At 43.5% G+C, this 16,797-nt stretch carries 2 protein-coding genes (1 of these 2 cut by a window edge); both read right to left on the bottom strand.

Translation table 11 applies throughout. From position 1 onward, the window contains the following. Positions 1 to 1,994: the start of an SDR family NAD(P)-dependent oxidoreductase gene (locus QUB61_RS07420; RefSeq protein WP_333125623.1), read on the bottom strand. It extends 13,159 nt beyond the left edge of the window; only the first 1,994 of its 15,153 coding nucleotides appear in the window; its start codon is at positions 1,992 to 1,994; its stop codon lies off the left edge, out of view. Then, positions 1,987 to 16,797, bottom strand: a complete 14,811-nt coding sequence (locus QUB61_RS07415) for an amino acid adenylation domain-containing protein (RefSeq protein ID WP_333125626.1) — start codon at positions 16,795 to 16,797, stop codon at positions 1,987 to 1,989. Before QUB61_RS07415 ends, QUB61_RS07420 begins: the two co-directional genes overlap by 8 nt.

The following is a 16,797-nucleotide window of genomic DNA, read 5'->3' as shown; positions in this document are numbered from 1 at the left end:
CAGCGACTTGGGGGCACCTCTGTGATTGAATCTATACCTTGTCGGAGATTCTCCCAAAACTCTGATGTATTATCCGCTCCCGGAAAACGCCCGGACATACCAATCACGGCAATATCCGTTGTGTTTTTGACTGGAGGAGTTTGCGTCACTGCCTGGGCGGGGACTTTAATTGCTTCCTGTTTGAGTGTATCGCTTTTTGGGAGAGAACTTTTTAGTGTTTTACCAGAGTTAGTAACCAGAAACTGGCTGAGATCCCTAATGCTGGAATAATCATAGATGACTTGGATTTTCAGTTTTAGGTCAAACTCACGATTGATTGCGTCTATTAGTAACACACCCTGCAAGGAACCGACTCCGTAATCAGCAAATTGGGCTTTAATATCGATCGCATTCGCCTCCATTTCCATCTCTCTGCTGGTAATCTCGACCAGCTTCTTTTCCCAAAACTCGTTATCAACTTCATCGGCTGTAGCTGTAATCGTATTTTCTTGTTGTAAGGGAGCAGTCTGCAAAAGGGTGGACTGTGCGGGAACGAGTTTCCTCTGCACGAATAGTTCCGGTTCAGGAGTGAGGCGATCGCTTGCCTGTTTATAAAATACGGGATAATCGAATTGACGCTGGTTGTTTGCGAGCAACTCCTCCTTAGTTTGATCGGGATCAGCCTTGCCGATGGTTAAGAGAAGATAACGCAAAACTTTTTTCTTTATTCCCTGCCCAAAACTATACCAACCACGGTATTCCTGTTCAAATTGTTTTATAATGGGGTTAACGGAACATAAATAAGCAAAGTTATTCTCAAATTCAGGATCGTCTAGGAAATTAGAGATTTCTACGCTAATGTCTACGCACTCAATCAGTTTCAGTCCTACATCACTGAGGGTTTTACTGTACTGAGGAGCGGTGCTAGTAAACATCGCTAATTTAGGCATATTGATTTCGGTCACGGTATTGGCGACGCAATCCGCTAAAAGAATACGACCATCCTGGTTTAGATGTTGATAAATGTTCTCAAAGGTTTTTTGTTTATGTTCGATATGGGGGAAAACCTCAAAGCCAATAACCAAGTCATAGAGATCCGGAAATGGGTCTTTGCTACTGTCTTTACAGAAAATACGCAGGCGATTGTCTAAGCCTTTGTTGAGAACCCGGTTAGCCCCTTCTTGAGCCTGATTGGATGCAATCGTAAAACCATCACCAATGATATGCGGATACGACATGGACAGGTTGATTAAATCTGTCGCAAAGCCACACCCAATATCCATTACCTTATGGACTTTGGAAAAATCTACTCCATGATAAAGAATCTGTTTTGCTTCTTTTTGTTTGGAAGCTATAATTGCTGCATGTTCGGGATGTTTTTCGGGCTCGTTATAAATCAATACCCAGGAAAAACCTGGTATCTTTTCCGCTAGAGGAGAAAAGATCAAATGGGGATCTTCAGTCCCTAAGAGATCCTTCATGTAAGGAGTCATTTTATTATAGAACTCGGCGACCAATAGCCCTGTTTCCATTGGTTTATCGGGTGGAGAGAAGGTTTCCTCAGCTACCCAACAACGTTTGCGTTCAAATGGATAGGTTGGCAGGGAAATGCGCCTAGCATCCGAATGTTCATTCAGTTGTTCCCAATCCACATCAATCTGGTGTGTCCACCAGGTAGCCGCTATCCGCAAATCTTTGTTTTCGTATAGCTGTTTTTGGTCGTTGGGTTTGACTTCTAATGGATACTGAGATTCCTTGTTTCCTCCTCTAAAAATGACAGAAGAAGCCTCCCCAGATTCCAGGTAAAGAGTGAGCAGACTTAAAAGCTCCGATTTGGTTTTTACTATTACCGCAAATCTCTCGTCAAAACTCTCTCTACCTGTCTGTAAGGTGAAAGCAATATCAGCCAAAGAAGCCGGAGTTGGAGAAGAAGATAAATAATCTCTTAAAGTCGTGAGATATACCCTAAGTTGTTCTTCTGTTCTAGCTGAAACTACAATTAGTTCTTCACGCATGGTCTTCCTCCTGTATGCCTAAGTTTGTCTGGAGCGGATCGTATTCCTCAACGATAAGATGCGAGAGCATTCCGCCGCCGCCGCCAGAACTGATAGCAGCGCGTCTGGGAAATTCCTGCCACGAGCCGTTTTTCTTTACCCGGATTCTCTCCCAATGGCTCAGTTCTCGTTGGAGATAAAAAGGAGAACTTTCTAATTCGATGGCTGGATCGAGTTCTGACGAAAAGCGGGTTGGCAATAATTGTCGGTATTTCATCTGAAGCAGTACTTTGGTTAATTGCGCTATACCGGAAGCTGTCTCTAAATGGCCGATATTCGGTTTTACTGAGCCGTAGGCACAGAAGTTTGTTTTATCGGTTAAGGAACGATAAGCCCGACTGATGCCCGCCCATTCGGCAGAATCTACCACAGCAGAACCCATAGCCTGACTTTCAAAGTAACTGATGCTTTCAGCACTGAACCCAGCATTTTCGATCACCTGTTTCACTAAAGATTCTTGTGCATGTGGTGAAGGCAGAAGGAAATCATTGCTGCGACCTTTATGAAGCATTGCAGAAGCCTTAATTACACCATAAATATGATCCTTGTCTTGTTCGGCCTGTCGTAACGATTTTAATAAAACTGCCCCGGCTCCTTCTCCGGGAATAAACCCATCTCCATCCTGGGAAAACAAGCTGTAAGACGGTTGGGATGATAACAGTCTAAACTGGCTTAGGAGCAGGTACTTGGATGGATGCAAGTATAAATTAATTCCTCCTGCAATTGCCACGTTGCACTCCCCACGTCTGATACTCTCACAAGCCAGATGCACTGCTGTCAGAGAAGACGAACAAGATGTGTCTATTGCCATGCTGGGACCGGTGAAGTTGAAAAAATAGGAAATTCGATTCGGTAAATTGTACGTGGTTAAATCGATGGCAGTATTAGTATTTCCATTTATTTTTGTCAGCGGATACCCAAAGGCATTTGCTCCTAAATACACCCCCACTTTTTGCTTATTCAGTGTCTGCCGAAGGTAGCCAGCGTCTTCCAGGGTTGCCCAGACTACTTCGAGCATAATCCGTTCTTCCGGATTCATTGTCTTGGCTTCCAGCGGTGTTATCCCAAAGAAAATAGGATCAAATTTGTCGATATCCGTCAAAAAGCCTCCACGCTTGCAGTATATTTTATTTTCACGCCCCTTTTCAGTATCGTAAAAATCTCGATAATTCCAACGATCCCTTGGTATTTCAGTAATAGAAATAGTATTAGATTTCAGGTTCTCCCAGAACTGATCCAGATTTTCCGCTTGTGGATAACGTCCGTTAAGCCCCACAACGGCAATATCCTCGCTAGTGACTGCCTCTGCCTGAGGAATATTCCTATTCTTGGGGGTTGTCAAAGTTTTTACTTGGGGTTTTTTTGGTTCTGAGTCTTGATGTGTGCCACCTATTACTTTTACAAGTTCCGTCCGGCGATGAGATAACAGATAATCTGTCAAATCCCCTACCGTCTGGTATTCCAAAAGTAGGCTTTTTGATACAACCCCAATCTCTTTTTGTAAAACATGGTTAAAACGGTTGAGCAAAATTGAATCCATACCGTAATAGACAAAGGCTGTGTCAGCATCAATTTCATCCGAGGGCATTTTCAGAATTTCAGCCATCATTTTTTGCAAAAATAGCTTTGTTCTGTTGGACAAATCCGAATAATCATTCTCGTCTTTTCTTGGGCAATCTTTTTGTTCTTGCACTTCTTCTTTTTGCTCTGGCCTTTTGGTTAAGGCTGGAGTCATTGATTGATTTGTTGGAGACAAAGGAATTAATTCAACGGTGTTATTACCTGCCACTCCATCAGAAATCCGTTGTTTGACTAAACCGTTACTTTCAGAAATGATCACATGCTGACGCAGGTTGGCAAAATCCTCTCTATCATTCAGGAAAACACATTTGTGAAAGCCCTCTTTTTCCAAGACTTTTTCCCACATACTCGTACTGAGTAATGGCGAGCCTGGCAATCTGAATGTTTCGTCTTCATAAAGCCACCAACCTGATAATAGACCGAAAGTCAGGGTGGCAAAATCCTGAACAGTGGTAGCCTCGTTGACTATGAGCCAACCATTTTTATTTAACAGAACCTTAGTATGGGCAAGAGTCCGACGAATATTCTGGGTAGCATGTAACACATTAGTCGCCAATACTACATCAACGCTGCCTGCATTGAAGCCTTGGGCAGACACCTCTTTTTCAATGTTGAGAACGCGGAACTCTACGAAAGGATAGAGTGCCTCGAACTGTTCTCTTCCATAGTTGATAAAAGCTAAGGAAATGTCGGTGTAAACGTAGCGAATAAGATGACTGTAGGGTGCGATCGCTTTTAATACAACAGCACTAGTTCCCCCGGTTCCCGCTCCTATTTCTAGGATAGTAATTTTCTCATCGCCCTTCCTTTGTTCGAGACGAGCCAGAATATAAGACACCAGGCTGTCAGTAACCAATTGATTAAAATGATTTGCAATCGGATGCCCTTTATAAATGCCCTCTACCAAATCCATAGAGGAATGAGGAAACATGACATCGGTTGCTAAACATCGTCCTGTCAAAATTTCATCAAATTGGCTTAGACATTTTTCTAGCAGGCGTATATGTGCTTTGAGATTGGGATAGGTAGACAACAATTGTTGTTTTTCTTTTTCAATATCGTAGAGTTCACCCTGTTGGCCGTTATCTTGTCTCAAATAAATGTTGCCTTGAGGATCAATCTGTGTAAATCCCGCTCTGGATAGTATGTCTACTATACAGTGATATAAGCGAGAATAGTGGGGCAGAATCCGCAGCGTTTCTTGATGAAGTCCTCCCATATTTTGTAAGACTTTGAGTAGAAATCGTGCAGCCCACTGCTCCAATTGGATGAGAGCCTGTCGGAATCGCAGTACTTCCCCATCGAGTGTGACAGATTGTTTTAGTGTTGTTGCCAGCGTTTCAATTAAAGACAGGATGGATTTGGATTCAGGTAATAACTCTACTTGATATTGACAATCTACGCCCAGGCTCTCCTCAAATACATTGTCAGTCTTCATTGCGATCGCTTGATTAGCTGGAGAACCAAATATCCGCCGAATAGCTTCCATCCCTTCATCGGGTTCAATGGAATATATACCTTGTTTAGCTAAACGCTGTTGATAGGATTTTTGGGCTACTATTCCAACACTTCCCCAATACCCCCAGTTAATGATATAGACCGGACAGGTTTTTGTGGCGTTAAGATAGTGAGCATAGGCATCCTTAAACGCACAGGCTGCACCATAATTACTCTGTCCTGGATTTCCCATAAAAGTCTGAATGGAAGAGAAAAACATCATAAAATCCAAATTTTCTTCTCTAACCACATCATGTAAAACGACACTTCCCTTTACCTTGGGTTCCAGAGCAACTCGAAAAGCAGCTTCATCCATTGCCACCAGACTTTTATCCTCCAATATCAGGGCTGAGTGGAAAACTCCATGAATCGGGCCGAAACGAGCCTTAGCCCGGGCAATAACCTGTTTCATCCCATCCAGGTCAGTAGCATCCGCTTGGCCGTAAAATACAGTACCCCCTCTAGATTCAATATCCACAATCTGGGCTTTTTTCTTCTCATCCAGCTTGCTTCTACCGATCAGAATTAACCGGGCTTGATAGTTTTCTGCTAAATATTGACTTAAAGTTAATCCGATTCCTCCCATTCCTCCTAGAATCACATACACACCGTTTGTTCTCACATGGTCATGTGAAAGGCGAGGCAGCACCAGTGGATATAGGGTACGTACATATCGTTGTCCTGCTCTCAGGACTATCTCTTGTCCACGTTCATGAGCCGGCTCATCCAAAATCGAATTGAGGATAAACTCTCTTTGTTGAGGGGGGTAATTTTCGTCCAGAGCATTGGGGTCGATATCAAAACAGCTTACCTTTAGTGACGGATATTCTCTGGCAATTGTAATACCCATGCCATTCATACTAGCTCCGAAGGGATATATCTTAGTATCAGGTAGTATGCAGTGAACACCACAAGTAATCACCTTCAGGGACAGAGCCGAGCCACCCATTAAACGCCTATGCAATGCCTTGAGCAGTCGGAATAAAGAAAAAACTCCCAACTCTTGACTTCGCTCCAACTGGTCTATATCATCACCATCGTCATCATGGCAAAAATTTTGTATACCACCGAGAAAATAGATAGTATCGAGATGATCGAGACGACCGAGACTGGCCAACCACGCCTGTGGGCTTTGAATGTCCCCTAATTTTATTAACAGGATTTCATCTTTAGTATGGGCTTGAGCCAATAGGCTTTCGAGCCAGACGCCTTCGGGCGGAGTTACCACGAGTACTTTTTTGGTAGTAACCTGGGAAGGTGTAGCTGCGACTGCATCTTTTAATTGTTGAAGTTCTAAAGATTGCGGTACCCATTCTGGTTGATACAGCTTCAAAAAGCGTGTCTCTACTTCCTCATTGCTGATTGTGGCCGCCGGAGATTTATCTTCTTCCCCTCCTGTCCCCTGCCCCCTGTCCTCTGCCTGGTCTCCGGTAGGAAGCCAATAAAGTGTTTTAGCAAAGGGATAGGTCGGTAGTTCAATACGCTGTGGAGGCTGTGGATACAATAAATTCCAATTAATCTGACTACCCGAAATCCAGAGTTGAGCCAGCTTTTCCAGTGCTTTTTGCTGGACAGCCTGCTGAACTAAACTGCTATTGGTTGATATTTCCGACTGGCTCTCAAGTTTTGTTTGTGACGGCTTGGCAATGCCGTAGAATACCCCTGCCATTGGTGAAACTCCCCTCTGGCAGGCATCTAATTTTTTGATTAAATCCTCGATGCTGGAAACAACTAGAGCCAATCGTTCCTGCATCCCTTCCCTACCAACCTGGAGTGTATAAGCGATATCTTGTATAGCAACCCTTGAGTGAGTTTGAAGTTGGGCTGCTGTTAGATAATTAAAGAGATTTTTGACTACTTCTCCCAAGCGCTCTTTGTTTTTTGCCGAAAGGACGATTAAATAATCTTGATTTCGGTGCGGCTTGGTGAAAGCACTAGAGGGCTGTTTCTTCTCGTATTCTTCCAAGACGACGTGTGCATTTACGCCTCCAAAGCCAAAAGAACTTACTCCTGCCCGCCACAGTAGTGGCTCTCCCTCAACATTGCGTAGACGCTCCCAGTTGCTTGTCTGGTCAACAATATAAAACGGACTGTTCGTTAGGTTAATGAAAGGATTGAGTTTTTGGAAATGAAGAATACCAGGTAATTTCCCATATTTCATGGAAAGAACGACTTTTAAGATCCCGGCGATGCCTGCGGCTGCTTCTAAATGACCGATTTGAGTTTTTACAGAACCAAGCCCGCAATAGACGGCTTTGGGAATTGATGTTTCCCACCGCTTTTGCAATTCCGTAAATGACTTTTTCAAACCATTAATCTCAATCGGATCTCCTAAACTGGTACCAGTACCATGTGCCTCGATATAACTAACCGTCGCAGGATCGACACCCGCTTTTTCATAGGCATCAATTAATACTTGAGCCTGGGAATTAGGGTCAGGGGCGGTCAGTGAATTGGCATGACCCCCATGATTTACGGCTGTACCACGAATTACGGCATGGATGATATTGCCATCTGCTTCTGCTTGTTTTAGCGGTTTCAACAAAATCGCCCCAACACCTTCTCCACGAGCATAACCATCCGCCCTGCTGTCGAAGGTTTTGCAGCGGCCATCTTCACTCAGCATACCAGACTTACTGAAAGAGAGGGTGAAATGCGGTGTGAGGATAATATTTACTCCTCCGGCGATCGCCATATCGCAACTACCACTACGAATGGATTCGACAGCGTAATTCACCGCTACCAGCGAACTAGAACAGGCTGTATCCACAGGTAAACTGGGTCCACGTAAATTGAACAAATAGGAAATCCGATTGGCTAGAACTGAGGGACAAGTCCCTGTTGATGTATGGGCTTCCACGCAAGGAGCATGAGCTTTCAGCAAATCACCGTAATCAGTATTGGCCACTCCCACAAAAACCCCGGTTTTTGTACCCGATAACGCAGACATCTGTAACCCAGCATTCTCAACCATTTTCCATACAGCTTGTAAGAAAAATCTCTGTTGTGGGTCCATCAATCTCGCTTCATGTGGTGAAATACCAAAAAAAGCAGCATCAAAAGCATCTACCCCTGTCATGAATCCGCCCCATTTGGACTTAGTTTTGTTGTCCTCTGTCATGGGGTCGCCATAATAGCTCTTCCAATTCCAGCGACTGGGAGGTACTTCAACAATCCAATCTTTCCCTTCTACCAGTCCCTGCCAAAAAGACTCTAAATTCTCGGCACCGGCAAGTATACCACTGATGCCAATGATGGCGATTGGTTCATTCGGGTTTTGCAATTCCTTGCTTTTAGGGTAAATCTGTTCCTCATAAGTCTCTTCGTTTACATTGTCGGGTTGAGGAAATTCCGGTTTCGAGACCAACTGATAATGTTGAATTAATTGGCTGCGGAATTCCTGGCATAGATGGTTTGCCAGTTTGTCCAATGAAGAATGCTCGAAAAATAGATCGGGCGTAATCTCCAGTCCGAATGTTTCGTTAATCGGATTGACCAATTCCATAAAACTGATGGAGTCAAATCCGTAATCGCTCATATTCTTGGTAATTATAACCGTCTCATTTGGCATCTTCAAGATAGAAGCAGCCATACCAACCAAATCCTTTAGCGTTGAATCTAATAAAGCCTGGTCATCTAAAATATATGACGCTGCCACCGACGGCTGAAATTCGTGGTTAAGAGGTTGTAACAATTCCGGTTTCGAGACAATCTGATAATGTTGAATTAATTGGCTCCGAAATTCCTGGAACAAATAGTTTGTCAATTTCTCTAATGAAAAATGCTCGAAAAAAATATCTGGCGTAACCTCAAGGTCAAATGTTTCGTTAATAGGATTTACTAATTCCATAAAACTGATGGAATCAAATCCGTAATCGCTCATATTCCTTGTAATTACAATCGCCTCTTTCGGCATCTTCAAAATAGAAGCAGCCATGCCAACCAAATCATTGCTCGTCAAGTCTAATAAAGCTTGGTCATCTAAAACAGCCGACGCTTCTACTGGGAGCTGATTTTTATGGTTAATAGGTCGTAACAGGAAATTTTTTATTCTAACAAGTTCCTTTCCCGTCTTATCCAAAATATAGGCATCATAGCGACCGCCGAACCCCCGGTTATTCGTAGCCGTCCCTTTTTCTGAAGAAACCACATATACATAACAGGATTGGGTTACCGATCCTAAAATTTCCACCTCGCCAATTGTATAAGGAATGTGTAATGAAGAGGAAGTCAAACCCCAGGGGCCGCCAAGCACTGTCTGCAAAGCGCCATCCATTAAAGAAGGATGGAGCATGAACCTGTTAGCGTCCTTTTCTAAGGCATGAGGTAATTCGAGAGTAGACAAAGCCTCCGTGTCGCTACTTAATAGCTCTTTAAGCGGTTGAAATCCGCTCCCTAAGTCGAGGCCAAATATACGTAGTCGAGCGTATATTTCCTCGCCTGTTATATGTTTTAAACAGCCTTGTCTAATCGAATCGATATCTATTATCCGGGCTACATGGTTTGCGTCTGCAAGTTCTTCGTAAACCACTTTTCCCTGCGTATAAATCGAACTGCTGTCCGCTCCTTTTTGATCGCGAATCTCAAATATGACGGCCTTATCTGTCCGTCGCAAATGTAATTCAACGTTCAAAGTGGAATTGTTGACCCGGATCGGGCGTGCCCAAATAATTTGTCGAATTTTCCGCACTTTTTTTCCTTCGGCAATCTCTGCGGCGACACGCGCCATTTCTATTGTTGCAACCCCGGGCAACACTTTTTCTCCGTCAACAATATGGTCGCTTAAATAAAAGGCATCGGCTCTCAATATACTGGTAAAAATCTGTACTCCGTCGGCTGAAAACTGGCGTTGAATTAAGGGGTGGAAATTATGGTTATTCTGTACCGATTTTATATTTTCTGGTTTTATATTTTCTGGTTTTATATTGGGCAACCAGTAGCTCTCTTCTGCAAAGGGATAAGTGGGTAAATGTAAACGTTTCGGATAATTTTCTGGAGGATATAAACTTTTCCAGTTTATTTTGCATCCCAGCACCCATAGGGAGGCTATATCCTGCCAACACTGACCTTTAGCTAAACTTTGAATAAATGTGACCCCTTCTTTTCCCTCCAATGCTGGGACTTGTTTACCCGACTCGGATCTTCCGCGAATACAAAGGTCTTCCTGCCTCCCTTGAACATAAGCGGAAAGTCGATCCGTTAACTCTTCTATTCCCGATACAACCCAGGCCGCCTTTTCTTCCATCGACTCGCGGCCTATTTGCAACGTGTATATTATGTCTCTAAGAGCGATCGGTTCCAAGTAATGCTTCTCGGTCTGATTCTTGAGGAAGTCGCGCAATTTTTTGGCATACACTTTTAGTTGCTGCTCATTTTTTGCCGACAACACGGCCAAACAGGATTGTGACTTTTTGATGTCCGGTTTCGAGTTTCGAGCTTTGGACTGTTCGGATAAATATTCCTCAAGCACAAGATGCGCGTTCGCTCCTCCAAACCCAAAAGAACTTACCCCCGCTCGCCTGGGTAATTCTCGACCCGCATCATCTCGTGGGCGTTGCCAATTTTCACGATCTTTAATGATCCGAAACGGACTTTGTTTTAAATCGACATAGGGATTTTGTTCCTGAAAATGTAGTGATTTAGGAAGGCGACCATATTTCATAGCTAACACAACCTTAAGCAAGCCGGAAACTCCGGCGGCGCTCTCCAGATGCCCAATATTTGTTTTTAAGGCTCCCAGTCCACAGTGATGATTCTTCCCTTCTCCCTCCTTCCCCCATTTTTGATAAATGGTTTGAAACGCTTCCTTCAGGGCATTGATCTCTATGGGGTCGCCTAAACTAGTGCCTGTGCCGTGAACCTCGATATAACCCAACGAATCGGGATCGATTTGGGCCTCATCATAAGCCGCCACTAACAATTCCTTTTGGGAGTCCACACTTGGCGCGGTTAAAGAATTTGTACGACCACTGTGATTCTCCGCCGAGCCACGAATCACAGCATACACGGGATCTCCGTCTGCCAGTGCCTGACTGAGGGGGCGAAGCAACACAATCCCGACCCCTTCTCCGCGAACGTATCCGTTAGCCGATCGGTCAAATGTTTTGCATCGGCCATCCTCACTTAAGTAACCTCCCTTTTCCAATGCCATGTGAAACAGGGGGCTTAGCATTAGATTTACCCCTCCCGCCAGCGCAAATTCACAAGACTTCGTCTTGAGCGCCTGTATAGCCCGACGGACTGCCATGAGGGAGCTTGAACACGCAGTGTCCACCACGAGGCTTGGTCCTTTAAAATTGAACAAATAGGAAATCCGGTTGGCAATCACCGAAGTCGAATAGCCAGATAGGGTGTAGCCATCTATTTGTTGGTTCCGTTGTTGCTGCAATTCCCAATAATCCGAGCCTGTCGCGCCGATAAACACTCCCATCTCTTTAGCAGAAAAATCCGAAGGCTTATGGCCTGAGTCCTCAATGGCTTCCCATACTGTTTGCAACAATAGCCGCTGACGCGGATCCATCAACTCGGCTTCCCTTGGTGACAATCCAAAGAAAGAAGCGTCAAATTTATCAACATTGTCTATAAAGCCTCCCACAACCTGTTTTACCCCGATTTCTCGCATTTTCTGCCGATAATAATCACCATCGTATCTGTCTTGTGGCAATTCTCGGACTGCATCTTTTCCCTGGAGTAAGGATTCCCAGAATGCTGTCAATGTATTTCCCCCGGGCAGAATTCCGCTGATCCCTACAATTGCGATCGGATCATCAACTGTACTTGGACTCGGCTGCTGATACTGAGCCGACAAAGTTAAAACCTGCTTTTCTGCTGCGGATTGTTCTGAATCAAAAGACAATGTTTTCAGATCTTGCTGATAATATTGCGTTAAAGTTGCTCGAAAATTATCCTCCAAATATTTGGCCATTTTTTTTATAGATGAATGCTGATAAAACATCGTCGGATTAGTCTTAATATCATACGTTTTATTCAGTTGCACACTCAAACTGGTAAAACGTAATGAATTATACCCATACTCTCCCATATTGAGATTTACGTCCAAGGAGGTAGGTTCGATTTTTAAAACCCTAGCGACGATTTGACGCAGGTCTTGTTCCAATACATGACTAAAAGACCTTTCCCCAAGTCCATAATCTTCTTTCAGCTTATTCAGGGGATCTGTAGACAAGCATTTCCGATCTATCTTTCGATTCAGTGTTTGTGGAAAGGCTCTCAAAACAATGAAACTTGAGGGTATCATGTACTCGGGCAACCATTCTCTTAATTCTTCCGCCCATTCCCTGGTACGGGGTAAGAGACATCCGTGTTTATAGAGGACAAAAGCTACCAGTCGCTGATCTAGTCCATCTTCTCTCAACACGACCACTGCATCGTCTACATTTTCCAATTTTCTGAGCGTGCTTTCAATCTCCCCTAATTCAATCCGGAACCCTCTCAGCTTGACTTGAAAATCGATGCGTCCGGCATAGATAATCCGTTCATCGGGCAAACGTTTGACTAAATCACCAGTCCGATACAAGCGTGGCAAACCTTTCGGAGTAAAGGGATTGCTGACAAATTTTTTCTCGGTTTCTTCCGGTCGTCCCAGATACCCTCTAGCTACCCCTTCACCACCAATATACAATTCTCCCAATTCCCCCTCAGGAACAGGGTTCTGTTTCTCATCAAGGATATAACATTGCGTATTGGCTATGGGGCGGCCAATCGTAACTTGATCTCCGGGATTTATCCGGGTTAAGGTAGACCAAATCGTTGTTTCCGTAGGCCCATACAGGTTCCACAATTGTATTTCTGGTATTTCTTGCTTCAATAGCTGCTGGGTTAATTCTTCGCTCAGAGCTTCTCCACCGCACAAAAGTTTTAGTGGTTTTTTTTGTTCCCATCCCGCCGCCAGCAACATCTTCCAAGTAGCTGGCGTTGCCTGCATGATGGTAATAGAATCATTGCTCTCTATTTTTTCTCGTAAGCGCAGTCCATCCCGTGTGACTTCGCTAGGAAGCACTTCCAGACAACCTCCGGTAATCAGGGGCAAATATAGCTCCAACGCAGAGATATCAAAACAAAAGGTAGTCAGCGCCAACAAATAATCGTCCTGTCCGCAATTGAATTCAGCCGCCATTGAACATAAAAAATTGGTCAAACTATGGTGTTCAATCGCGACCCCCTTGGGTTTGCCAGTAGAACCGGACGTATAAATAACATACGCCAAGGAAGCTCCTCGATCGCAGGGCGGATTCTCTTCCTGTTCTAGCTGCCGCTCAGATTTCTCAGTGTTATTTCTATCTTCTACGTATAAGATTTTACTGTTGCCAGGGGGTAGATTTTCCCCAAGTTCTTTTTGGGTGATTACCCAAGGTACTTGGGCATCCTCAAGTATATATGCAATCCGTTCCTGGGGATAGGAGGGGTCTAATGGCAAATATGCGGCTCCGGCTTTCATCACACCAAGCAAGACCATCAGCATTTCCGGCGAAGGTTGAACAAAAAGGCCGACCAGGTCCCCTTCTTTTACTCCCTGGCTACGGATATAAATCGCCAACCGCTCAGTCTCTTCAACCAACTCTTGATAAGTCAACCTCTGGTTCTTGTAAACTAGCGCCGTAGCGTTTGGTTGTTTGCGGACTTGTTCTTCAAACAAATCCACCATTCTTTTTTCTCTGGGATATTTGACAGGAATATTATATTTCTCTACAGAATACATAGTTTTTTCCTCTAAAGTAGCTAGGCGTTGAGATACTGTTCTAAAATTATTGATATTGGTTTTTTTTACCGAAGGTAATCTAAAAATTACGTTAAAGTCGCCTATAGTATTGCTTCCCAAGCAACTTAGAGCCACAGCATAACCTTCTTCTTTAGCAAGAAGCTGCCAGTCCTGGAGGCATTCTCCGATCGTCTCCTGTTCATTGAGCAGGGAACGCAGATATTCAACAGTTTCATCACTTCCCGCCGATTTTATATAATTCAACGCCATGATGTCATTTAAGACGCGACGATTGGGAACACCGACAATCCGCAAATACTCTGGTCGCTCATGACGCAGGATTTTCTGAACTCTTTCCCGATTTAGGTTTTCTTTTCGCCAATCGAGCGTGGGAATCTCAACGGATGTTGTCTTTCTTTCTCCCACGTGTATAATAACATCATATCGAAACTTAGTTAACTCATTGGAACTATTTCCTTTCTTTAACAAAAATTCCACGTTATTAATTTTGGGTAACTCCTCAGCGATTTTTAGAAAAAATTCCGGATCGACACAGAGTTCTTGTTCCTGAGTTTCGCGCATCCGTACTTGTTTGCACAATTGCTCCAAAGAAGTTTCTTTTGATGCCTTAAATAAAGCGACAGAAGAATGATAGACTGACAATAAAAGGGCATTGCGGACATCGCCAATAAAACAGGTTCCCCCTGAATCTAGTTTTTCCACCACCCCTTTGATTACTTTCTTTAAATAAGCAAGACTAGGGAAATATTGAATAACAGAATTTAAAATCGCGGTGTCAAAGCTTTGTTTCGGCCATGAAGAAAAATCATCAGCCGACCTGTGTGAGAGTTCTAAATGCTTGATATTCTCGCCGTTTCGATTGTAGGATTCTTTAATATAGGCAAGGGCATTTTCGGAAAAATCCGTTCCGTAGTAATAGAGAGCGTCAGGAAGAAGACGTGACAAAAGAAGCCCTGTCCCACAACCAATCTCCAGGATGCGCGAGGGACTACATTCTTCTTGGATTCTTTGAACCGTACAATTAACCCATTCTCTCATCTCGTCATCGGACATCTTATTTCCAGTATAACTATCTTTCCAACACTTAATGTTAAAGAATGGGTCTTCTCCGGGGTCAATTCTATCTTCCTGATATACCTGATTATAAACAAGCCTCCATTTATCGACTCGATCCTTATCCGATTCATTTATTTCTGTGGATGCCTTGTGAATAAGGGAAATATCATTGTTTACGAAGTTATTAGTTATTGTCTCCGTCAGGAGAAAAAATTCAAAATTCCGAACAAATTTTTCAGCTTCGGATCGCTCTAATACCTTGGCATTGAACTTCAGATAACCAGAGAGTTTTTCATTTGCGATGAGAAAAATGGCATCTCCTTCCTCCGGTTGATAATCTTCTGTATCGTTGATTTGTAGTACAACAACAGGGAAAGCCAATGATTTTCGGGTTGTTTGAGACTGAAGAGAGGGATAGCGGCTCCAAATATCTCGCGTGTGAGTATGTTTTTGCCTAGTCGATTTTAGGGTTTCCTGGCAATTGGGAAGAAATTCCGCAAAGGTTTTGTCAAACTTGTCTACCCGGAGAGGCACATAGGGGGCGAAGAAACCCATTGATTCATCAAAGGTTTCAATTAGCCCTTGGTTTCCATACCCGATATCAAAACATGGTTGTTGGCTAATCTCAGCAAGGTGGTAAAAGAAGGCAGCCGCCAAAAAATCACGATAATTTTCGGATTTATGATTATCGAAAAAAGCCGACAATTTTTTGGGAATTTTTAGGGGTAAAGTTTCATAAACGATGGGGCGATCGCTAAAATTGATGGGTGTATTTTCAGGATAACGCCAATTTAACCTTAGAGGCTGATAATCCTCCCATTGTTTTAGCCAAGCACTTTCATGTGGCGTAATCTTTTTAAGAAAAACATCTATTTTCTTAGTAATACAGTCCTTTAATTCCGTAAGAATCATCCCCTCACGAAGGCCAACACGTTCAACGAAATCTCCTATTGATAATGTTTTCCCCTCAATTGTCAGGATTTTTTCCAGTAAAATGTCCCCATTCCCAGCAGCAACTTGAATCGCGCGATCGCTTATGTTGACAACCTCTCCGGGCTGCGCTTTATTCCCAGACTGAAGGAGGGAACAGGCTTTTATAATAAAAAACTCTTCCTTGACAAGGAATTTAGCACTGCCGAGGGTGTTGGGGTAAGAGCCAAAGTCCAAAGCCCGGATTAAATTATAAATTTCCTCTGCGTTTGTCTTCCATGAAACAATCCCCCCGTGTGCTAGACGTTTATAGCGCGGAAAATAGCTTCTCAGGTCTAGATTTTGCTCCTGAATATCTGCGGTTCCATGAACAAAATCGTGGATTAGTTCCGCGAAGGATTGAATACCAGCCTGATAGCACTTCATATTAATTTCAAGTGCCGATTCATTTTGGCCAATATCAATGATATGTTGTTTGAGAATTCCTCCGGCATCCGCCTTGGGTGTCATCAGATGCCAACTCACTCCATGTTGCTTTTCCCCTTTTATTATGGCCCATGAGGTTGCATGAAAACCAGCATATTTAGGTAGTAAGGAGTCGTGATAGTTAACGGCTTGTCTACTCGGCAATGACAAAACCTCATCGGGTATTAAGGAAAAGCTGTAGATACTAAATAAGTAATCGAAAGCTACCTTTTTTAACGTCTCTATCCAATTATCTGTTGGATCAATCAGATCGATTTTTTGTTCCCCCGCCCACTGAGCAATTAACGGGTTTGCAGATATGATTCCACAAATTTCGTGCCCTTGTTCAATAAGATATTCACTGCATGAAAGTAATAATGTTCCCTCTCCGATCATATAACAGCGGAGCTTTTGAGTATTATTTTCAGATTGGATACGCAACGGTCTTGACGACATCTCTGCAATGTGCTTGTCACTCGTGTTATTCTGGCGCAT

It is taken from the genome of Microcoleus sp. C2D2 (assembly GCF_036702495.1).
Lineage (GTDB): Bacteria > Cyanobacteriota > Cyanobacteriia > Cyanobacteriales > Microcoleaceae > Microcoleus.
This window is presented reverse-complemented; position numbering and strand designations above follow the sequence as displayed.

What these genes read in the sequence shown, in the direction of transcription:
- QUB61_RS07415 (WP_333125626.1), bottom strand. Translation starts at nt 16,797, where the DNA reads ATGCGCCAGAATAACACGAGTGACAAGCACATTGCAGAGATGTCGTCA.